Genomic DNA, 21155 nt, shown 5'->3' with positions numbered 1-21155 from the left:
ATCTGGAAAGAGTATGATGAGAATGGTTATTTAATAGATGAATACGACCAAGATGCCCCTTATAAAACTATCCATGGGAAAAAGTGGAGAAGTTTGTAAAGGAAGAGTTAAAGCTGGATTTATTCGATAAGAATGTTTCTATAAGGCGATATGTAAGTGATAAAACCAATATACCAGTATGGATTATTCATTACAAGGTAGGATCAAATATAGTTTCTATTAAAATAAATGCCAATACAGGAGAAATTATAAAGAAAGGTACAAATCCTATAATAAAGTAGAATGGTAAAAATTGTAACTGATGGAGCTATTATGTGTTGCACTTTAGGAACTTGGCAAGCTAAGTTGATGGTTCTTAGTCAAAGTTTCCGAAGTATTTCGGGAGCATTGGTAGCGACGGAGGAAGATGAAATTGGTTTAATTAATATCCCAAGTTTTTGGAGTTTGCAAATGTAGTTCCCCCGAATCCTCCTTGTCTTCCCCAGCCACAAGGCTGGCAGCAAACTACTCAGAAAGACAGTATCAATGGGATGAAAAAGCTGACGGAGCAGTCATTCTGTATGTGTGCTAAAGGAGGAAGAATATCATTCATTGATACAAGAAGTAATTTTTTTGTTGAAAGCGAATAACACGTTCACAATATATTAGGAACAAAGATGAAAAAACTAATATTTTTATTAATTGCTGTAATTGCATTAAGCAATTGCTCAGCTCAAACAACTAATAATAAGTTGAATATTAAAAAAGAAAAAAGATTACGAATAATAGAAAATTTGATATTGAGGAATATCGAAAAGTAATAAAGAAGAATCCATTTGCAGATCGAATGCTTCGTACTGATAAAAATGGTATGGTAATAGAAATGAATACAGAATATGACAAAAGCGAAATAATAGGTTATCGCGAAGACTGCTCATATCATCATTCTCCATATACTTATAGCTATGAATATAACACTGAGGGTTATTTGATAAAATCATGGGCAACATTTTATGGTAATATGCGGGTTGGTAAAATGATAGAATACGATGCGAATGGATTTAAAATAAAGGAAACTGACTTTGATGCTCCTTACAAGTTTAGTGTTACCGACCTTGTAAACAAAATGCAAAAAGATTACCATATTGACTTGATGGATAAACAAAATGTCTTTAGTATAAATCGATTTGACCATAAGGATTTACGAACAGCTTACTATGAAGTAATAGTGTACGGCAACAGCTGTGCACAGAAGATCTTTTACTATTTGGATGGTACTACAGGTGAATTGCTGTTTAAAACAAGTCGTAACTTTGGAGATGAGGGTATGAAAGGACAGGAATTTCCTTTTGATGAATATCTCCGTAAAAAAGAAGGGAAATAAGTATGTACGACTATAAAATTGAGCTTTCAAAATAACTACCTATGGCAAAATTGGTTGTAAATAATTCACAGATGCAATGTTCACAAGGGACAGATATATCAGCAATAAATATAAGTAGTCAGAATATTGTTGCTATAGCTGGAGAGTTTGTGGCTACAGAGGAAGACAAGATAAGCGTAGGTAATATCCCAAGTTTTGGAGTTTGCAAATGTAGTTCTCCGAATCCTCCTTGTACTCCCCAGCCACAAGGCTGGCAGCAAACAACACAGAAAGACAGTATCAATGGAATGAAAAAGTTGACGGAGCAGTCATTTTGTATGTGTGCCAGGGGCGGTAGAATATCATTCGTTGATACAGGAAGTAATACTTTTGTTGAAAGCGAATAACACGTTCACAATATATTATTTGTCTGTATGCTTGACTATAGTCACCATGTGGGTATAGAACGCAATAGTCTTTCTTTTTTGCAGTGGATGTATATAAATCCTTATATTGTGTCAGGCAAACCAGAGTCAGACACAAAGAGTAGAGGTAAGGAAGAAGTATTAAAACATAAAAGTGCAGGTAAAAAAGAAGAATGATAATTGTTTTTTAATCACAATCAAAGAAGATTGTAAAATATTATAGTCAGATGAGAAAGTATATCTTATTTTTTTAGTTTTAACAGTGATGCTTTCATGCGCCGCACAAAATCCAAATAACATGGGGCAAGTAGAGAAATTTAATTATGATTATTATAAAAGTAAACTTCACCCTAATACAACGTCGGTAGTTTACACGGAGAAAGACAAGACTGTTGTTAAAGTTGATTTTGACAAAAACTACTATTCTATAGTTCAAATAAAGAATAGAACTTTCTGTAAGGATGTGAAAATTTATCATAAAAATGGTATATTGTGGGAAGAAGGAAAGCGATTCTATTGTTCGAGCATAGAAATCGGCATGTGGCGAGAATATGACAAAGATGGAAAATTAATAAAGGAAACGGATGAAGATAAGAAATTTGAGAGATTAAGGATAAAACCTAAAGATTTACTCCGTTGGATGGAAAGCCAAGGCTGGATAGACTTGTGGAGCGGCAAGGGGCAGCAAAGTAGTTTTTCCAATACTCCATTTCGTATCAGCTTCTCTCCCCATGGTAAAGACCATGCTAAATGGTATGTCAGCCGTGTAACAATGTCAGGTACAGAGGAATTTGTTATAGATGCGGAAACAGGAAAGGTTATAAGTCATGAGAATGTCTTAAATATTGAATAGCAATGCCTAAGATCATAACGCATGGTGCAACTCTGCACTGTACTCTCGACGGTTGGACACGAGGTCTATCATTGCTTTGGCTTAGCCCATACTTTTGATTTCAGAGATTCTAAACGTTGCGAAATTGGTTATAGATACACGAAAACAAACAATATGCTTGACTATAGTCACCATGTGGGTATAGAACGCAATAGTCTTTTTTATTTGTAATGGATGTATATAAATCCTTATATTGTGTCAGGCAAACCAGAGTCAGACATGAAGAATAGAGATAAGAAAGACAAATTAAAACATAAAAGTTTAGGTGAAAAAAAATAATCACAATCAAAGATAATTATAAAATATTATAAGCAGATGAGAAAGTATATCTTATTTTTTTAGTATTAACAGCGATGCTTTCATGCGCCGCACAAAATCCAAATAACATGGGGCAAGTAGAGAAATTTAATTATGATTATTACCATAATAAGTTAAAACCCAATCAACGTTTCAAAGAGTATAGTGAGGCGGATGGAACTTTTGTTAAAATTAGTGTCGAAGTAGATGTTTTTTTTGTAGAAAAGATTCCACCTCGTTCATTTACCCAAAATATAATAGTTTATTATAAGAATGGTATCTTAAAAGAAGAAGGTGAGTTCTTTTTCTGTTCAGATGTAAAAATTGGGAAATGGCGTAAATATGATAAAGAAGGAAAACTTATAAGAGGAGAGAACGAGAATAAAAAATTTGAAGGGCTAAGGATAAAACCTAAGGATTTACTCCGTTGGATGGAAAGCCAAGGCTGGATAGACTTGTGGAGCGGCAAGGGGCAGCAAAGTAGTTTTTCCAATACTCCATTTCGTATCAATTTCTCTCCCCATGGAAAAGACCATGCTAAATGGTATGTCAGCCGTGTAACAATGTCAGGTACAGAGGAATTTGTTATAGATGCGGAAACAGGTAAGATTATAAGTCATGAGAATGTCTTAAATGTTGAATAGCAATGCCTGAGATCATAACGCATGGTGCAACTCTGCACTGTACTCTTGGAGTAAAGGAATCCAACCTAATGGTGACAAGCCAAACATTTCGTAGGATAGCTGATGCTCTTGTTGGTACAGAAGGTGATAATAAAGGGATGGTAAATATCCCAAGTTTTGGAGTTTGCAAATGTAGCTCCCCGAATCCTCCTTGTCTCCCCCAGCCACGAGGCTGGCAGCAAACAACAAAGAAAGACAGTTTCAATGGGATGAAGAAGCTGACGGAGCAGTCATTTTGTATGTGTGCCAGGGGCGGTAGAATATCTTTTGTTGATACAGGAAATAATACTTTTGTTGAAAGTGAATAAAAGTACTCATGCTCTTCCTTTATGATTCGTTGTAGATGTCTTTATACCGATAGACTGCGTATGCCATTGGCTGAAACACAAATGGCAACAGTGCTAAGCAATGCCGATCCACATGGAGCGGGTCGTGTGCAGGTGCGCATGAATTGGCAAACCGACAACATGCGAACAAGCTGGGTGCGCGTGATGACACCAGATGGCGGTGGCAGCAAAGACGTAAAAAGCAATCGTGGCTTTGTGTTTATCCCAGAGGTAGGCGACCAAGTCCTCCTCGGCTTCCGTCATGGCGACCCTGCCCGTCCCTACGTTATGGGTAGCCTGTTTAATGGAACAACAGGTAAGGGAGGCTTTGATTCCAACCACAAGAAAAGCCTTACCACTCGAAGCGGTTCGACTGTTACCTTTGACGATACAGCCCATACCATTCTCTTACAGACAACTCGTGCCAATAAAATCTTCATTGATGAATTAAATGGCACCATCACCGTATCTTCTGCCGAAGAAGTAAATGTCAATACAAAGAGTATAAACATCAATGCTTCAGAGAACATGAATGTAAATGTGGGTAAGAATTTCAACATGAATGTAGGAGAAAATGCTGCATTGTCTATTGGGGGTGATTCTTCTATGAATGTACAAGGACATTTCAGTAGTATTGTTTCTAAAGATGTTACTTCTCATGTTGAGGGTGATACTACACATTACGTTAAAGGCGCATTGAATGTTACAACTGAGAAAGATACAGTAATACATTCATTTGCAGAAATAAATATGGACTCTGAAGATGAAACTAATATAGCATCCAAGAAAAATATGTATATAAAGAGTGGAATAAAAGTTGATATAGCAAAAGGATAGAATGAAAAGATATTTATTTATGTGGGGAATTAATATAGCTTTTTTACTTGTAGGCTTTGCCTGTAAACGTGATTTAAATATGAATTATAAGACAAAATTCCAGTGGACTCTAAGCATTTCCGCACCACGGAATTATCCTGTTGAAACAAAATATGTATCGTTGGGATACGGTTCGGATGGTGAAGAATATCCTATTATGAATTCTTATAGTGATGCAGGGATTGCTGTAACCAAAGGAAAAGTTAGTTTTGAGCAATTAGAAGATACGGAAGGACTTGATATTCCAAATAGTATTAATGCTTTATGGCTGTCATATACTGAGAGTAAAATTTATGAAGTTCATACTAAATTTTCCGATACGCTTCAGCAAAAGATATTACAGTTATTACGTGATGGATATTATGATGCGTATGATAAAAAACATACTACTTATAAAGACTTCTCTATAACAATGCTACCTGGTGGTAAGATCTGGCTTTATTTAGAAGGTGCAACAAGAAATGTACTCATCTGTGACACTATACACGCCCACCCTGTAGAGATGTCACTTGAGGACTTTGCAAAAGATGCTCCCCTTGTTGCTAATTCTGTGAAGGATTATTCTGAAGGTTGCCTTACTAAAGAACAGAGCGAAAATCTGAAGGTCAATGGAATTCCTTATGAACTTTGGGACAAATACAATGAACGATACAATTATGATATTCAATGTATCTTTGAGAACAAAAACAGCAAATTGGATAGTCTCTCAATAGTATGGCATTTTATAAACGGAGAGTTTAACTATGCTTGTGATGGAATTAAGGAAGAAGAACAAGCTCGTTTAAAACAATTTTACATGGATTGGGAAGTTGGAGATAAAACTTATTCCGGAGAGTTTTACTTCGATGAACAAGAGATATTAGATGCCTTCCCAAAAGTATTTAATGGTATTGAACGAAGAAAAAGGGGGAACTTAACAGTGTATACAAGCAAATATAATAATAAATTCGATATCTCTCTTAATGTGGGCGAGAAAAGAATACTATTATCAAGAACAAGAATCCTGGTATTCTGTCAGAAAACAGATCAACCACCCTCAAGCGCTAAGATTATATATGATAACCATCGAGACATTAACCCAGAAGACATTAAGTTTATAGGAGAATGATTATGAGCAGAGTATATACTAATAGAATTTGTGGTATAAATATAGAAAATAGCATAGCCTCAAAAAGCAAAGGTCTTAATGCAACTATCGGAGTTTTTTTTGATGGAACGGGAAATAACCTGTATAATATTGGCTCTATAACGAATCGTGGGGTACGTCATCGGAACTGTGTCATTGGCTTCATTTCTTGAGGAGCATGAGAAAGGGTACGTCATCTGAACTGTATCATTGGCTTCATTTCGTTGGGGACATGAGGAATGCTGATGGGCAAACCGGAGCAGTCTTTCTCTTGGTGAAATCAGGCTGGGCTCGATACCCAGTCTGATTTTTAATTCGCTGGTGGCATAAACCATTGCATCTTCTCTTGGTGTTGCAAAGATACAACAGTATTTTTTAGGTTCTTCCGTTAAAAGCGTAGATGCCTATCATGCAATGCATATAGTCTTAATGTGAAGTATTCCTCATTTCTGAATCCGTATATCTGTCTTTTCAGAACCTTTATTTTATTGTTAATGCCTTCAATTTTTCCATTTGTTATACAATGGTCGTACCATGCTAATATGTATGTCTTGTATGCTCTAATAGTTGAAGCCATTTTCACCAATGGCTGTATTTTAGATTCTATAGCTTGCTTTACCCATTCATCCAACAAATCTTTAGCTTTTTGCTTACTACACTGATTCCATATTTCCTTAAGATCTTCTTTGAGATAATAGGCAATCATCAGCGGACGGTTTAGGCTCAAGGCATTCTCCAGTCTATTTCTGTGTGCATAATCAAAAATATCATTTCCATTTTTGAGTAACAACCAACGTGTTCCTTTGATTACTTTACGCTTGTTGATGTCCTTTTCCTCATGCCATATCTGTCTCCTTAGCAAGTCCACCTTTTCGTTCATAAGCTTGGTTACATGAAAGTGGTCTACTACAAGTGCTGCATTGGGAAGGTGCTCACTCACAGCTCTTGTATATGCTGCAGAAAGGTCTGTACACACTGCTTGTATACGCTCTTTGTCTTTACCGAGCCGTTCCCAGAATCCATCAAGAGCATTCTTGCCATTGCCATCACCGACATAAACAATATGCCCATTATCCAAATCTACAACTATGGTCTTGTATACATGCCCTTTATGAGTGGCGAACTCATCAATGGAAATACGTCTTAACATGGAAAGGTCTGGGTTAGAGTATTTTGACTGTAGAAACTCCATCTGTATATTACGTACGACATCCCAGGATACCTGTAGGAAACATGATATATCTTGAATTGTTGCAAAGCGAGACAGGTCAAGCACCATATTTGCAAAAGCTATTGTATGCCGACGTTTTCCTTTCGCAAAGTCGATGTCTTCTTGTTTAATACAGCCGCAGTCGTGACATTGAATACGATGTACACGCATGTCCAGATAGGTCTTGCTCAGACCAATTGGAACACTTACAAAGCGACGAATATGGCTACCGTTACGATTGATATTATGACTTCCACATACAGGACAACAAAGTTTTTCCTTTGGAGTTTGGATTTCTAAAACTAAGTTATTATCTTCGTAGCGCAGTTTCTGACAATCTTGTTGGAAGACGCCTAAGGCGTTTTGCATTATGCTGGTATCCATGTTCTTGAAGTTTGGTCACTACAAAGATACATAATACCAGCTCTTTTATATAACTTATGAGATATATCTATTCATTTAACGGAAGAACCTTAAAAGTTTCTCAGCCTACGTAAATCGTCAACAATGGTTGGATCCAACCTACGGCACAAAGGATAATCCTGTTCCCATCTTCTTTAAGCGTGTGTTGTCAGGACATGAAACTTTAGATATGGATGAACATATTACCATAAAGCCCAGTGTTAACAAAAAGTTTGTTGAACTTTATCTTGCGCATGAATTGTCTTCAAAAGAGTTTAACCGTCTTTATGGGGCGGACATGAAGCGCTTGGGACTAAAGGATTGAGCTGGTTGACGATTAGACTAATTTACGAGTTGACAAGTTGCTTGCAAAGTAAGAAATGTGATTAAAAAAGTTGAGAACGCCCCAGATTATTTGTACTTTTGTGATGAGAACAATACAGATGTAATGCAAACTATATGGGTATCATCGCAAATTCATAAAACAATGAGCAACTTTTATTCAAGAATACCAGCTATAGGAGCAACATTAGGAACGGTGTTTGCACTTACCGTAGCAACACCACTGGTAGTTAGTCTTATTGCAAAATTCACACTCGGTGGTAACAAGGCTGCTGTGCCGTACGCAGATACGTATATTCACAATTCGGATACTATAGTGGTTCAGATACCATACTTTACTCAGATTACGCCAGTTGATAAAGTTTTTACTTCGCGTGCCTGGTTTGCAGGAATGGCGCATTCAGAATCATCATGTTATTCACAGATATGTTTTTACTCCCCTAAATATAAAAGACATTTAGCAGTTATTTCATTTATAGGAGGGTATAATGTGGCACAAATGGGAACGGGGGAAGACGCATATAATGTAGATGTAGAAAACGATAGGTTAAGTATAATTTACGAGTCAAAAACGATTTCTGCATACATTAATAAAACACAGTGGCAGGACCCGACGTATGGTACTAAAGATAACCCTATGCCTATATTCTTTAAGCGTGCTTTGTCTGGATTTGAATGTGCTGGAGGTATGGAAGATTTTATTTATATTAAACCCTCTGTGTATAAGAAGTTCGTTGAGCTTTACCTTGCACATGGACTGGAACCCGAGGAGTTCGATAGACTCTATGGGGCGGATATGAAACGCTTGGGGCTAAAGGATTGAGCTGATTGACGAGTGGACTGGTTTACGAGTTGACAAGTTGTTTGTAAAGTAAGAAATGTGAGTAAAAAGTTGAGAACGCCCCAGATTATTTGTACTTTTGTGATGAGAACAATGCAGATGTAATGCAAACTATATGGGTATCATCGCAAATTCATAATATCAATGGCAAATAATTTTTCAATAGGAGGAATTAAAATATTCTCGACAGCAGGAACAATCTTTGCATCTCTTGTAGGTGCACCACTGCTTATCTTTATTATAACGAGGTTTACGCTCGGTGGAAATAAAGATGCTATTCCTTACGCTGATACATATATAAAGAATTCGGACACAATAGTAGTAAAAATTCCCAAAGACCATCATAAAATTAAAACGGATGATGACATCTTTACCACCAGCGGATGGTTCATGGGAGTAGCACAAACACGCTCGGCAATTTATAATATGTATTATTTCTATTCTCCTAAACATAAGAAATATTTAGGAGTTGTTACTTTTAAAGGCTGCTATAATACCATTCAGAGAGGTAATGGCGAGAGAATCTGGTATGATGACATAGAAACTCAAAGATTAGATTATCTTTACGAGATTAAAAGTTTTTCAGCCTATGTCAATCGTCAGCAATGGCAGGATCCAACCTATGGCACAAAGGATAATCCTGTTCCTATCTTCTTTAAGCGTGCGTTGTCAGGACATGAAACTTTAGATATGGATGATTTTATTACCATAAAGCCCAGTGTTAACAAAAAGTTTGTTGAACTTTATCTTGCGCATGAATTGTCTTCAAAAGAGTTTAACCGTCTTTATGGAGAAGACATGAAGCGCTTGGGACTAAAGGATTAAGTTAGGTGACGAGTAGACTAATTTACGAGTTGAGAAGTTGCTTGCAAAGTAAGAAATGTGAATGAAAAGTTGAGAACGCCCCAGATTATTTGTACTTTTGTGATGAGAACAATGCAGATGTAATGCAAACTATATGGGTATCATCGCAAATTCATAATATCAATGGCAAATAATTTTTCAATAGGAGGATTTAAAATATTCTCAACAGCAGGAACAGTCTTTGCATCTCTTGTAGGCGCACCACTGCTTATCTTTATTATAACGAGGTTTACGCTCGGTGGAAATAAAGATGCTATTCCTTACGCAGATACGTATATAAAGAATTCGGACACAATAGTAGTAAAAATTCCCAAAGACCATCATAAAATTAAAAAGGATGATGACATCTTTACCACCAGCGGATGGTTCATGGGAGTAGCACAGACACGAACAGCAACTTATAATCTTTATTATTTTTTTCTCCTAAATATAAGAAGTATTTAGGTGTTGTCTCTTTTGAAGGTAGCTATAATACCATTCAGAGAGGTAATGGCGAGAAAATCTGGTATGATGACATAGAAACTCAAAGATTAGATTATCTTTACGAGATTAAAAGTTTTTCAGCCTATGTCAATCGTCAGCAATGGCAGGATCCAACCTATGGCACAAAGGATAATCCTGTTCCCATCTTCTTTAAGAGATCACTCTCTGGTCATGAGAAATTAGGTGGTATGGATGATTTTATTACCATCAAGCCCAGTGTTAACAAGAAGTTTGTTGAACTTTATATTGCACACGAATTGTCTTCAAAAGAGTTTAACCGTCTTTATGGAGAAGACATGAAGCGATTGGGACTAAAGGATTGAACTGGTTGACGAATAACGCTTGACAACGCAATGATGGACGTAGTTTTGTTTTAACTCCAATTTCTAAGTTCTGAGTAACAAAAAGATACGATTATGGCACGATTAACATTTGAAGAAAGAAATAAAAACAACTATACTAAGTATAGTGATGTTCCTATTAAAACAATCAATAAATATAAAGGAGTACTACCTGATGAGCTGTTAACCATCTGGCAAAATATGGGCTATGGTATTTATGAAGATGGTTTTATACAGTTTATTAATCCTGATGAGTATGAATTTGTATTTGATTACATTGATAAGTTGTTAGAACCTTCTATCGTATTTGGTGTTACGGCTTTAGGAGATTTGTTAATTTGGGAAGGAAATAATAATTGGACAATTTCACCTGATGAGGGGAATAGAGTTTTGTTAATAAATATAAGAAAGTGCACAAGCGAAATCTTAGGTGATATGGATTTCCTTTTAAACTTTACCTTAGGAGATGAAACAGCTATCATAGACAAGGAGTACTTTGACTCCCGACCTTATTTAAATATTAAGGGAAAGTTATGTGCTTTACAATACGGACAGTGCTATGGTTATGTTCCAGCCTTGGCATTGGGTGGCAAGGCGTCCAATAAAAATCTGCAAGTGGTAGATGTAAAAACGTATATAGACATAATAGGACAAGCTGTTGGTAAAATTATAGATTTATCAGAATATAAAATTATGGATAATGAAGAATGTATCAGATTACCAAGTAGGTAAAGATACTGGAGAGAATACCACGCAACAAACGAATAGAAATTTTTAATCGCGGAGGCAAAGAATATTTATGTTGTTGGTAGTATTTTATTGTTGAAACTTCTTTGAGTTGTCATTTTTGGAAGAACAATTCTTGATATGGATCCACTTTGGCAACTGGATAGTGTGCTTATGAGAAACACTTTGAATATCATCGGCAAGCTTTTCTTCTTCGTTTTCTTACCATGTATATTCATCATTAGATTTCCAATAGAAATTCGCAATTATATTATCAAACGAATATCAATATGGCTGGCAATGCGGCTGCGTATTTGCTCACACAGGTACCCACAGACTTGCAGCGGTCATTGAACTGACGGCGGGAGATAAGGTTGGGGATGGAAGAACGGCACTCCTTCAGCTTCGCCTCAAAAAGCAGTTCTCGCTGTATATCTCCTCAGCTGACATGCTCAATGCGATAACATCCAAATCAGAGAAACGAGGAGTAAGACCGGGACGGCGTACATTTCCTTCCTCAGTAACTAAATCTTCGGAGAATAGCTTGCATATCTTCAAGAATTAGATGAACTTTGTATATAAGTTGCACATAACTGGCTTGTTTAACTTAAAGGTTGAGTATTTTAAGTTACTTATAATAGTGACATGTTCAACTTTTTCTTATATATTTTATTCAATATTTAATTCCGCCAACGGGTAGAGTATAATATTTACTTCTTTAAGGTTGTTGTTTTGTCTATAAATCAAGAAGATGAAACAGCTTTTACCTATGGTACAAATCATATTCTTGCTTTTCATTGATAAAACAGATTTATGGTATTTTCCTAAAAGAATTTGTTTAATTTTTAAGGTTTGTGCGCCTTCTAAAACTATCCTCATTTATTAGGATAGCCTGAGCCTCCTTATTTTAAGTCTAAATACTATACATTTTGTTTAAAATACTTTGATAAATCATTAAAATATAGTATTTTTGCAACGCATAATGTATGCGCTCATACCAACATCTTGGTATCTGATTTAATGAACAATAATTACGATGAGGAGACTGAGAACGGCCTTCTCGTTGCATTCATACATATAGGAATAATAATTCTAACAGTATTAAATATTTAAAATCAAAACATTTATGTGGTTAATCAATTCATCTATTGGTAGAAAGGTGATTATGTCAGTGACTGGCATGGCCCTGATCCTATTCATGACGTTCCACTGCTGTATGAATCTTGTTGCGCTCTTCTCTAAAGATGCTTACAACATGATTTGTGCGTTGTTGGGTGCCAACTGGTATGCAGTAGCAGCTACGGTTGGTCTTGGCGCATTGGCAGTTTGTCACATCGTTTATGCGTTTATCCTTACAGCGCAGAACCGCCGTGCACGTGGTGACAATCGTTATGCTGTCACAGAGAAGCCTGCAGCAGTAGAGTGGGCAAGCCAGAACATGCTTGTTCTCGGTCTTATCGTGTTGCTTGGTCTTGGACTTCACCTCTTCAATTTCTGGTACAATATGATGTTTGCAGAGCTTCTTCATGTCAAATTTATGTATGAACCAGCTGATGGTTTTGCTTACATTCATCACACTTTCTCTAATCCTGTGTATGTAGTTCTCTACATTGTTTGGATTTGTGCATTGTGGTTCCACCTCTCTCACGGTTTTTGGAGTGCTATGCAGACTGTTGGTATCAACGGTAAAGTATGGTTCAATCGTTGGAAGACCATTGGTAACATCTATGTTACGCTGTTGATGCTCGGCTTCCTCGTTGTTGTTCTCGCATTCGCTTTCGGATGTGCTCCTAGCCTTGCATAGTTAAGTATCTAAATTGAAAACTAAATTCAAAACAATCATGACAAAGATATTAGATTCCAAAATACCAGCAGGTCCTGTAGCCGAGAAGTGGACTAACTACAAGGCACATCAGCGTTTGGTTAACCCAAAGAATAAACTGAAACTGGATGTTATCGTTGTTGGTACCGGTCTGGCTGGTGCCAGTGCTGCCGCTTCTCTCGGTGAGATGGGCTTCAACGTATATAACTTCTGCATCCAAGACTCACCACGTCGTGCACACTCAATCGCTGCACAGGGTGGTATCAATGCTGCTAAGAACTATCAGAACGATGGTGACTCTGTTTACCGTTTGTTCTATGATACGGTGAAAGGTGGTGACTATCGTGCACGTGAAGCTAACGTTTATCGTTTGGCAGAAGTGTCTAACGACATCATCGACCAGTGCGTTGCTCAGGGCGTGCCATTCGCTCGTGAGTATGGTGGTATGTTGGCTAACCGTTCCTTTGGTGGTGCTCAGGTAAGTCGTACCTTCTATGCTAAGGGACAGACAGGTCAGCAGTTGTTGCTTGGTGCATACTCATCATTAAGCGCACAGATTCAGGCTGGTAAGGTAAAGCTCTATACACGTTATGAGATGGAGGATGTCGTTATCGTTGATGGTCATGCACGTGGTATCATTGCTAAGAACCTCGTAACTGGTAAGCTAGAGCGCTTCACTGCAAACGCTGTTGTTATAGCAACTGGTGGCTATGGTAACACTTATTTCCTTTCAACCAACGCTATGGGTTGTAACTGTACAGCCGCTGTTCAGTGCTATCGTAAGGGTGCTTACATGGCTAATCCATCTTACGTTCAGATTCACCCAACCTGTATTCCTGTACATGGCGACAAGCAGTCTAAGCTGACCCTTATGTCAGAGTCTCTGCGTAATGATGGTCGTATCTGGGTTCCTAAGAAGCTCGAAGATGCTAAGGCATTGCAGGCTGGTACAAAGAAGGGCTCTGATATTCCAGAGGAAGACCGCGACTACTACTTGGAGCGTCGCTACCCTGCCTTCGGTAACCTCGTACCTCGTGACGTTGCATCACGTGCTGCTAAGGAGCGTTGCGACCATGGTTTCGGTGTTAACAACACTGGTCTTGCTGTGTTCCTCGACTTCTCTGAGTCTATCAACCGCCTTGGTATTGATACAATTCTTCAGCGTTATGGTAACCTCTTCGATATGTATGAGGAGATTACAGACGTCAACCCAGGTGAGTTAGCAAATGAGATTAACGGCGTGAAGTACTACAATCCAATGATGATCTTCCCTGCTATCCACTACACAATGGGTGGTATTTGGGTTGACTACGAGCTGATGACAACCGTTCCTGGTCTATTCTCTATTGGTGAGTGTAACTTCTCTGACCACGGAGCTAACCGTCTTGGTGCTTCTGCTTTGATGCAGGGTCTTGCTGATGGTTACTTTGTGTTGCCATATACTATTCAGAACTATCTTGCTGATCAGGCACTCTGGGCAAAGGTTCCAACCGATCGCCCTGAGTTTGATGAGGCTGAGAAGGCTGTCAGTGCAGAGATTGATCGCTTGATGAGTATCCATGGTAAGCGTTCAGTTGACTCTATCCACAAGGAGTTGGGTCATATTATGTGGGAGTATGTAGGTATGGGTCGTACCAAAGAAGGACTCGAGGAAGGTCTCAAGCAGTTGAAGGCTCTCCGCGAGGAATTCAACACTAACCTCTTTATCCCTGGTAAGAAGGAAGGCTTGAATGTTGAGCTTGATAAGGCAATCCACCTCCGTGACTTCATCCTCATGGGTGAGCTCGTAGCTTATGATGCATTGCATCGTGAGGAGAGTTGTGGTGGTCACTTCCGTGAGGAGCACCAGACAGAGGAAGGTGAGGCTAAGCGTGACGACGAGAACTTCTTCTATGTTGGCTGTTGGGAGTATCAGGGTGATGACACCAAGACTCCAGAGCTTATCAAGGAACCTCTCGAGTATGAGGCAATCAAGGTACAAACACGTAATTATAAAAACTAGTTGACGAGTTGACGGGAGGACAAGTTGACAAGTTGTTAGCTTGTTCTGCCGATACATTTGTTACTAATTAAGCTTCAAGACAAATAACTAGTTTACTTTACAACTTGTTTACTTGTCAACTAAAACATAACACAATGGCAAAGAATATATCATTCACAATTAAGTATTGGAAGCAGAACGGCCCACAAGATCAGGGTCATTTCGATACACATGAGATGAAGAATATCCCAGATGACACCTCTTTCCTTGAGATGCTCGACATCCTCAACGAGGAGTTGATAGAGGCTGGTGATGAACCATTCGTCTTCGATCACGATTGCCGCGAGGGTATCTGCGGTATGTGCTCACTATATATTAATGGTACTCCACATGGTAAGACTGAGCGTGGTGCAACAACCTGTCAGCTTTATATGCGCCGTTTCAACGATGGTGATATAATCACTGTTGAGCCATGGCGTTCAGCTGGTTTCCCTGTTATCAAGGATTGTATGGTAGACCGTACAGCTTTCGATAAGATTATCCAGGCTGGTGGTTACACAACAATCCGCACTGGTCAAGCACAGGATGCAAACGCTATTCTTATCTCTAAGGACAATGCTGATGAGGCTATGGACTGTGCAACATGTATCGGTTGTGGTGCTTGTGTTGCAGCTTGTAAGAATGGTTCTGCAATGCTCTTCGTTTCATCTAAGGTAAGCCAGTTAGCTCTCTTGCCACAGGGTAAGCCTGAGGCTGCTAAGCGTGCTAAGGCAATGGTTGCTAAGATGGATGAGGTTGGCTTCGGTAACTGTACTAACACTCGTGCTTGCGAGGCTGTTTGTCCAAAGAATGAGAAGATTGCTAACATCGCTCGTCTGAACCGTGAGTTCATCAAGGCAAAGTTTGCTGATTAATCATAAGCGACTGGTAGTGGTCCTATAGACTGTTACTAAGCTTATTTAGAATATGAAATCCCATAGCTCTTATATATGAGTTATGGGATTTTTGTTTATATGTCTCAGTTAAGTTAGTATGCAATACTTTATGATTTGAACCTCTTATTGACCTTTGAATTTTATGATTTTACTTTCACCGACTACGAATTGCGCTAATTACACGAACCCTTATCGCAACGTAATCTGTTTAATTAGAAGTCTCTAATTGATAGTTTACGAGTTGAGAAGTTGATGAGTAGACTTGTTATTTATAGCGATAAACAACGGTTAATTCCATGGATAAGACTTTGAAAAATCGTTACATAATTTCGAGTAAGATATCTACAAATAACAGCAAAAGTACATATAAAAGCAAGTTCGCAATCAGCATAGAATCAAGTAGTTATATAGTAGTAAGATAAAAGGTGCTTTGTTAGCCTTCAAAAGGGCCTTAGTTAGACCTCAAAAGGGCGTCTTCTGCAAGTCAATTAGGCGTCTTTTAGAAGCCAAAAGAGCATGTATTGGATTAATGTATCTAAAATTGTTTACAAATGTCAGTGGTATGTGAATTGACTGTTCGTATAAGATACTGATGTTATTACAATCTCAGTTGTAAGCGGAATAGTATTTCACGGCCACGTAAAGGCAGGAATGTGTTGAAAGTATTGATACCTGTATTCTGCGTAATACTGTAAGATTTGCTGTTTAATAGGTTTGTCCCAGATACTCCCAGCTCCCACATATTATTAATCTTGTAGTTGAAGTCGCCATCTAATAGGCTACATGTATGGTAATGTCCATCCATAACTTCGTTTGTAAGATTATAGAACTTCATTTTTAGTTCCAACTTCTTTGTAGGGAAGAGGTAAAGAGCTACATTGGTTGTATAGGACGAAAGAGCATGTAACTTCATGATACTACTTCGTTCCCAGTAATATTTAGCTGTAAAAGCGGCTGATAGGCGCAGCCAAGATATCTTTTGGAAACTTGTAGTGAACGTTCCTGAAGCGTGGTGAGAATGGTTATTGACCATAACACTAGATTGTGAAACAAGATAAGAATCTCTGTTATATGTCGCATCAAACTTTAAGGAAACGCCTATGGGGATGAAAGTCTTATCCACCATGGCAGTTATAGCAGTGTTATGGCGGTGGTTACTGCCTCTTACCCATTTCATAATTGTCATTGAGTCGTTGTACTCATAGTGGCAATAAGCCTCGCTTCTTGTATCAGAGTAGGTAAGTGAAAGGTTAGCAAAGAGCATCGTTGCGAGATTACGATAGCGGAAATGGAGCGAAGTGTATAGGTGAGTAGACTTATAAACGTCATTTCCTGTTACCTGTATGTTTCTGTATCCCTCTCTTAAAGGCTTCAAAGCATAGAAATCAAGAGAGTTGTCATCTGTAGAGATTGAGGAGGATAGGTTTACTGTCAGTTTGCTCGTCAGTACTTGTTGTAATGTCAAGTAAGGTTTAAATGCTATGAAGTTGCGTGCAGACAGTTTGTTGTTCTTCTCTGAAAGGCTGATTCTTGTCCATTCAATAGGAAGTCCAAAGCTAACATAGCTTTGCTTTGTATATTTCCATGTGTAGCCTGGTTCACCTTGTAGTTTGAATGTACGATGATAGATATCACCTTGATAATTGTATGAGTTATTCCTGTAATAAGCTTGTAAGGATATATCCAAATCATTTCCGAGTGTAGGGATTGAAGTAGTGATACTGTTTCTGGTCATAGTTGACCGTGTTGCAAAGCATTCTGTAACATTATAGAGCGGTAAGGAATCAGAGGCAGTTGACAGTTCTTCCCTACGGTCAGTGTATCTAAGGAGCGAGTGGATTTGCAGCATATTTTTTCCTAATTTGAAGGAAGAAGATAAATAGTTCTTGATATAAGATGGTTTTATACGTATCTGTTCAGTAATTCCAATCCCATTCGTGACTACTTGATTTTCGGTTGTCTGTCGTCCAAAGGAGTATTTAAGTTCGTCAGAAAAGAATCTATGCGTGCTATTTTCTTCGTATTTCAGTGTTGGTACGATACGAAATATGCGTTGCTTCATCCATTCTGACGTCTCCAACGTAATAGGAGTAAGCCCTCCATAATAGTTTGTAGTCGATTGGTTATATCCAGCATGATCCTCGTAAAGAAGAATGTTACTGCGTAGTGTTATGTCTTTCGATAGTGTAATGATATTATTAAAACCTGCGCTATAAGACTTGTTCTGTAAGTATCGCTCTTGTGGGAGAGCTTCTTGGCTTATGTCTTCTTGCAGAACACCCTGTGGAAGTGGCTCGTATGCATCGAGATTATAGACATCAATATGCTCTTTAGTTTCCTTAGAAAGGTCTTTTCCCGTGTTACTCATCTTGGCAGAAACAAGTGTTTGCGAATGTTTCAACACCTGTGTTAGAAACAGCTGATTGTCCCAAACAGTGGGTTTGAAGCCTAAGCTACCAGTAATCTCCCCAAAAGGGCGAGCCTTGTGGTTCTTGTCAAGGCGAATATTTAATGCTGCTGATTCTGATGGTTTGCGTCCTTGCATCATCTTTATTGGTTGATGATTCTCCAAAATTTCGACATTACGCACCGCATTAATAGGCATATTGCGGGTTGCTTGAGTATAGTTGTTGCCCATCATGTCCTGTCCTTCAATATAAAACCGGTTGATTGCACGACCTTGATAAGACACTGAACCGTTTTCAGAAACCTTGATTCCCGGTAGTTTTTTGAGTACATCTTCTAAATGACGATCGCCCTTCTGCAGAAAAGAACCAACATTGTAGACCAGTGTGTCACCTTGTTTTCTTATGGGGGATAGTTTTACGACGACTTCTTTTAGTTCCACCTGCTTGGAAGACAGTAGGATAATAGCTGGCTGATTTGTAGTCTGATGGATGTCAGCTACGTTTATTTTCCGTTTACTGTAACCAATGAGTGTGAACACCAGTGCATCCTCTTGGTGTGCTGTGAGGCTGAGGTTGCCCCTTCCGTCAGCAATTTTATAGCTCAGCATCTTGCCCTTTGGAGTTACTATGCGGCACATTACATCTGCTAACGGTTGGAGGCTGGCAGAGTCCCTGACTCAATCGTTAGCTTTACCAGCGCTTCCTCCTGCTGTGCAAAAAGGGTGAAACAGGTGGTAAGGAGGTAGAATAAAAGAAGTAGCCGTCGCAAGATGTTATTCTAATTCTATCGGATTGTAAGGCTTTGCATTCACAGTTGCTGCAACATCAGCCGATACGGTAATGCTTCCATCTCCTGTTAAGGCTTTTATAGGGTCAGCACAATAGTTCTTGTACATTTGTCTGACAGTCTTTCGAGTGCTCTTCGTCACAGCACTTTTGTCGTACATGTAAATCGGAGTATAGCTCTTTACCTTCTGTAATCCTGTCAAGGTGAAAATGAAGTTGTTCTGTGTGTCCTGCACTTTAAAGATGAGTCCGGGTAATCCATAGAACTTATAGGGTCCGTATGGCAACTCTACGTCAGGTGCATACCAGGCTATGTAATCTCGTCCAAATAGTCTTGTCTTAGCCTTTTGGCACTGATATCCGGCAATAGTACTGTCTCCTTGCAGTAATTCCCACTCCAACTGAGGAGCTTCTTCTTCATATTGATACCTTTGAAGTCCTCCTGCTTTACGCTGGATAAACTCTTTTTTTGTCTCTCTGTTCAGAAGGATGAGTTCTTGAAATCCTATGCTTTTTAAAGCACCGATAAGCTTTGGACCAGCCGATGTTGCTTGAGATTCCCCTCTTGCAATTGAAGCGGAGATAGAGTCGAAGGTAAGTTGTCCATAGTCAATGAACATATTGTGTTGTGTACCAATTCTTAGAATTGTTACTGCCGTACGTTTTGCATCAGGATACTTTGCGTCTTTTGCATACTTGTAATCATAAACAATCTGATACTGTGCAGGCTCAAATTGTACTGTCTTGGTTGTGTCCCACCGCCCTTCTAACTTAGAGAAATCAAGTGTCTGAGCTGACAAACAAGTCGTGCTGATGAGAAGGATAAGTAATATTATGTTCTTCTTCATTTGGATAGGTTTTTAGGTTTGAACATTGCGAGCATGACTCAAGGCTCGTGTATTTGCCCTCAGGTTATTTTCTTCCTATTCTTATTCCTGCAAATATAGGTAAAAAGAGAGAAATAGACAAGTCTTTTTTCTTATTTTACATATTGTTCCTTTAGTTCATATAATTTGTCTGTGATTTTATACAGAGAATTGATCCCTGGTGTCCAGCCAGGAGTTCCACTGTAAAGTTCTCCAGCAGCTGAGTTATCGCGTAAATAATAATAAGATGAACGTTCAGAAACAGCATATACCGTGCGAACAATCAATGCTGACAAAGCCGTGTGTATCGTATTCTCCGTCCAGCCGTTTTTGCGCAGAAAACCCTCTAATTGCAGCTTGTCTATTGTCTGCTTGCAGAGCCACTCAGCATCAACATCCCTTGCGTCAGTATAGTTTGCCGTCTCAAGGTCAATGTAGTTCTCATATTTTCTTAGCGACTTCTGTTCTTCCTTATTAAACCGATCGATTCCACCTTCTTTCTCCATACGGATCCACCATTCGTCAGCCTTTGCCTGTTCAATAGGAGTAAGACCCTCAAGGTGTTCTTTGAAAAGCGAGGGTGTACTTCTGGTTTTGAAGCGTTTGGTAAGAGCGTATGCAATCTTCCGAACCTGTACAGCAGTAAGTGAAGGTTCGAACCCGATGTTCAACAGAATTAGCGAATGTACATGACCCTGCACGTCACGATATGACTCCTTGATGCGATAATAAGGAGCCATGTCGCCTGTTGCAGGGTTGAATCGTGTCTGTACATTCGCAAGTTCAACATAGAACTGCAATCCCAAGTGCTGGTGTAGCTTAATAATCTATACCTGAAAACACCGAGGGGTTTGGGGGCGAGAAGCCCCCATGAGAAGAAAATCAACAAGCAATGCATAAAAATAAGAAAGGGAGACCTCTGTCTCCCAAAGATTAATTAATTTTGCATTGCAATGTACAAACAATTAACCTCGGAGCAAAGGTACACAATTTCTGTGCTACTCCAAAATAGAACGAAACAAAAAGATATTGCCAAGGCGATAAATGTAAGTGCAAGTACAGTGTCTCGTGAGATAAGACGTAATAGTGGAGTCAGAAGACACTATAATTGGGAAACTGCCCAAGCAAATGCAGTACAAACAAGGCGCAGAAAGCCAGGCAATCGTTCAGTCGACAAGGAT

At 38.7% G+C, this 21155-nt stretch carries 19 protein-coding genes and 3 pseudogenes; 18 read left to right on the top strand and 4 right to left on the bottom strand.

Features of this window, described 5'->3' with window-relative positions; genetic code table 11:
* Positions 1–282 precede the first annotated feature (282 nt).
* The 9 genes and pseudogenes from HMPREF0666_RS17890 to HMPREF0666_RS04245 all read left to right on the top strand — a co-directional run bounded on the left by HMPREF0666_RS17890 (position 283) and on the right by HMPREF0666_RS04245 (position 5949).
* Complete coding sequence (locus HMPREF0666_RS17890; RefSeq protein ID WP_009011103.1) at positions 283–456, top strand: hypothetical protein; 174 nt, start codon at positions 283–285, stop codon at positions 454–456.
* 74 nt (positions 457–530) lie between these two features.
* Entirely contained in the window at positions 531–629 is a 99-nt protein-coding gene (locus HMPREF0666_RS18625; protein ID WP_369750533.1) for a hypothetical protein, read from the top strand.
* Between the two features lie 233 nt (positions 630–862).
* Positions 863–1363: a hypothetical protein gene (locus HMPREF0666_RS04275; protein WP_157600237.1), complete on the top strand. Its 501-nt coding sequence runs from the start codon at positions 863–865 to the stop codon at positions 1361–1363.
* A gap of 41 nt (positions 1364–1404) precedes the next feature.
* Complete coding sequence (locus tag HMPREF0666_RS04270) at positions 1405–1749, top strand: DUF4280 domain-containing protein (RefSeq protein ID WP_009011101.1); 345 nt, start codon at positions 1405–1407, stop codon at positions 1747–1749.
* Positions 1750–2065: 316 nt separating this feature from the next.
* Positions 2066–2620, top strand: a complete 555-nt coding sequence (locus tag HMPREF0666_RS04265; protein ID WP_232214057.1) for a hypothetical protein — start codon at positions 2066–2068, stop codon at positions 2618–2620.
* A gap of 425 nt (positions 2621–3045) precedes the next feature.
* Positions 3046–3600 carry a hypothetical protein gene (locus HMPREF0666_RS04260; RefSeq protein WP_232214056.1) on the top strand — a complete coding sequence of 185 codons (555 nt, stop codon included), beginning with the start codon at positions 3046–3048 and terminating at the stop codon, positions 3598–3600.
* A 2-nt stretch (positions 3601–3602) separates the two neighbouring features.
* On the top strand, positions 3603–3947 hold the full coding sequence (locus HMPREF0666_RS04255) for a DUF4280 domain-containing protein (RefSeq protein WP_009011096.1): 345 nt from the start codon (positions 3603–3605) through the stop codon (positions 3945–3947).
* Between the two features lie 54 nt (positions 3948–4001).
* Positions 4002–4338: pseudogene (locus tag HMPREF0666_RS18620) on the top strand (phage baseplate assembly protein V); the annotation flags it as partial.
* 465 nt (positions 4339–4803) lie between these two features.
* The gene (locus tag HMPREF0666_RS04245) at positions 4804–5949 is read left to right on the top strand and encodes a DUF2931 family protein (protein ID WP_157600236.1); all 1146 of its coding nucleotides are present in this window, start codon (positions 4804–4806) and stop codon (positions 5947–5949) included.
* A gap of 406 nt (positions 5950–6355) precedes the next feature.
* Here the strand turns inward: HMPREF0666_RS04245 and HMPREF0666_RS04240 are convergent, their stop codons facing one another.
* Entirely contained in the window at positions 6356–7561 is a 1206-nt protein-coding gene (locus HMPREF0666_RS04240) for an ISL3 family transposase (RefSeq protein WP_009011092.1), read from the bottom strand.
* Positions 7562–7649: 88 nt separating this feature from the next.
* On the opposite strand from HMPREF0666_RS04240, the pseudogene HMPREF0666_RS04235 reads away from it, so the two are divergent.
* The 8 genes and pseudogenes from HMPREF0666_RS04235 to HMPREF0666_RS04195 form a co-directional block, all read left to right on the top strand.
* Positions 7650–7904, top strand: a pseudogene (locus tag HMPREF0666_RS04235) (hypothetical protein); the annotation flags it as partial.
* 162 nt (positions 7905–8066) lie between these two features.
* A complete protein-coding gene (locus HMPREF0666_RS04230; RefSeq protein ID WP_009011091.1) occupies positions 8067–8744 on the top strand; it encodes a hypothetical protein in 678 nt (225 codons plus the stop codon).
* A gap of 162 nt (positions 8745–8906) precedes the next feature.
* Positions 8907–9587, top strand: coding sequence for a hypothetical protein (locus HMPREF0666_RS04225; protein WP_009011090.1), 681 nt, complete (start codon positions 8907–8909; stop codon positions 9585–9587).
* 162 nt (positions 9588–9749) lie between these two features.
* A pseudogene (locus HMPREF0666_RS04220) lies at positions 9750–10432 on the top strand (hypothetical protein).
* A gap of 93 nt (positions 10433–10525) precedes the next feature.
* The gene (locus HMPREF0666_RS04215; RefSeq protein WP_009011087.1) at positions 10526–11182 is read left to right on the top strand and encodes a GAD-like domain-containing protein; all 657 of its coding nucleotides are present in this window, start codon (positions 10526–10528) and stop codon (positions 11180–11182) included.
* Between the two features lie 1120 nt (positions 11183–12302).
* Positions 12303–12980, top strand: a complete 678-nt coding sequence (locus HMPREF0666_RS04205) for a succinate dehydrogenase/fumarate reductase cytochrome b subunit (protein ID WP_009011085.1) — start codon at positions 12303–12305, stop codon at positions 12978–12980.
* A 37-nt stretch (positions 12981–13017) separates the two neighbouring features.
* On the top strand, positions 13018–15000 hold the full coding sequence (locus HMPREF0666_RS04200; RefSeq protein ID WP_009011084.1) for a fumarate reductase/succinate dehydrogenase flavoprotein subunit: 1983 nt from the start codon (positions 13018–13020) through the stop codon (positions 14998–15000).
* A 134-nt stretch (positions 15001–15134) separates the two neighbouring features.
* Positions 15135–15893, top strand: coding sequence for a succinate dehydrogenase/fumarate reductase iron-sulfur subunit (locus HMPREF0666_RS04195; protein WP_009011083.1), 759 nt, complete (start codon positions 15135–15137; stop codon positions 15891–15893).
* Between the two features lie 619 nt (positions 15894–16512).
* On the opposite strand, the gene HMPREF0666_RS04190 is transcribed toward HMPREF0666_RS04195, so the two are convergent.
* The 3 genes from HMPREF0666_RS04190 to HMPREF0666_RS04180 all read right to left on the bottom strand — a co-directional run bounded on the left by HMPREF0666_RS04190 (position 16513) and on the right by HMPREF0666_RS04180 (position 20774).
* Positions 16513–18930, bottom strand: coding sequence for a hypothetical protein (locus HMPREF0666_RS04190; RefSeq protein ID WP_009011081.1), 2418 nt, complete (start codon positions 18928–18930; stop codon positions 16513–16515).
* A 165-nt stretch (positions 18931–19095) separates the two neighbouring features.
* Positions 19096–19956, bottom strand: a complete 861-nt coding sequence (locus HMPREF0666_RS04185) for a GLPGLI family protein (RefSeq protein WP_009011080.1) — start codon at positions 19954–19956, stop codon at positions 19096–19098.
* Positions 19957–20087: 131 nt separating this feature from the next.
* Positions 20088–20774, bottom strand: coding sequence for a hypothetical protein (locus HMPREF0666_RS04180; RefSeq protein WP_232214055.1), 687 nt, complete (start codon positions 20772–20774; stop codon positions 20088–20090).
* Between the two features lie 153 nt (positions 20775–20927).
* Between HMPREF0666_RS04180 and HMPREF0666_RS17875 the strand changes: the two genes are divergently transcribed.
* The coding region (locus HMPREF0666_RS17875) for a helix-turn-helix domain-containing protein (protein ID WP_009011078.1) at positions 20928–21155 on the top strand (228 nt) is incomplete at its 3' end.

This window comes from Prevotella sp. C561 (assembly GCF_000224595.1).
In the GTDB taxonomy this organism is placed as follows: Bacteria; Bacteroidota; Bacteroidia; order Bacteroidales; family Bacteroidaceae; genus Prevotella; species Prevotella jejuni.
Note: the sequence above shows the minus strand (reverse complement) of the source record. Positions and strands in the feature narration are given on the sequence as shown.

Bases quoted from the DNA above. Each gene is read 5' to 3' on its own strand.
- HMPREF0666_RS17890 (WP_009011103.1), top strand. From the start codon at position 283: ATGGTAAAAATTGTAACTGATGGAGCTATTATGTGTTGCACTTTAGGA.
- HMPREF0666_RS18625 (WP_369750533.1), top strand. From the start codon at position 531: ATGAAAAAGCTGACGGAGCAGTCATTCTGTATGTGTGCTAAAGGAGGA.
- HMPREF0666_RS04275 (WP_157600237.1), top strand. From the start codon at position 863: ATGAATACAGAATATGACAAAAGCGAAATAATAGGTTATCGCGAAGAC.
- HMPREF0666_RS04270 (WP_009011101.1), top strand. From the start codon at position 1,405: ATGGCAAAATTGGTTGTAAATAATTCACAGATGCAATGTTCACAAGGG.
- HMPREF0666_RS04265 (WP_232214057.1), top strand. From the start codon at position 2,066: ATGGGGCAAGTAGAGAAATTTAATTATGATTATTATAAAAGTAAACTT.
- HMPREF0666_RS04260 (WP_232214056.1), top strand. From the start codon at position 3,046: ATGGGGCAAGTAGAGAAATTTAATTATGATTATTACCATAATAAGTTA.
- HMPREF0666_RS04255 (WP_009011096.1), top strand. From the start codon at position 3,603: ATGCCTGAGATCATAACGCATGGTGCAACTCTGCACTGTACTCTTGGA.
- HMPREF0666_RS04245 (WP_157600236.1), top strand. From the start codon at position 4,804: ATGAAAAGATATTTATTTATGTGGGGAATTAATATAGCTTTTTTACTT.
- HMPREF0666_RS04240 (WP_009011092.1), bottom strand. From the start codon at position 7,561: ATGGATACCAGCATAATGCAAAACGCCTTAGGCGTCTTCCAACAAGAT.
- HMPREF0666_RS04230 (WP_009011091.1), top strand. From the start codon at position 8,067: ATGAGCAACTTTTATTCAAGAATACCAGCTATAGGAGCAACATTAGGA.
- HMPREF0666_RS04225 (WP_009011090.1), top strand. From the start codon at position 8,907: ATGGCAAATAATTTTTCAATAGGAGGAATTAAAATATTCTCGACAGCA.
- HMPREF0666_RS04215 (WP_009011087.1), top strand. From the start codon at position 10,526: ATGGCACGATTAACATTTGAAGAAAGAAATAAAAACAACTATACTAAG.
- HMPREF0666_RS04205 (WP_009011085.1), top strand. From the start codon at position 12,303: ATGTGGTTAATCAATTCATCTATTGGTAGAAAGGTGATTATGTCAGTG.
- HMPREF0666_RS04200 (WP_009011084.1), top strand. From the start codon at position 13,018: ATGACAAAGATATTAGATTCCAAAATACCAGCAGGTCCTGTAGCCGAG.
- HMPREF0666_RS04195 (WP_009011083.1), top strand. From the start codon at position 15,135: ATGGCAAAGAATATATCATTCACAATTAAGTATTGGAAGCAGAACGGC.
- HMPREF0666_RS04190 (WP_009011081.1), bottom strand. From the start codon at position 18,930: ATGCTGAGCTATAAAATTGCTGACGGAAGGGGCAACCTCAGCCTCACA.
- HMPREF0666_RS04185 (WP_009011080.1), bottom strand. From the start codon at position 19,956: ATGAAGAAGAACATAATATTACTTATCCTTCTCATCAGCACGACTTGT.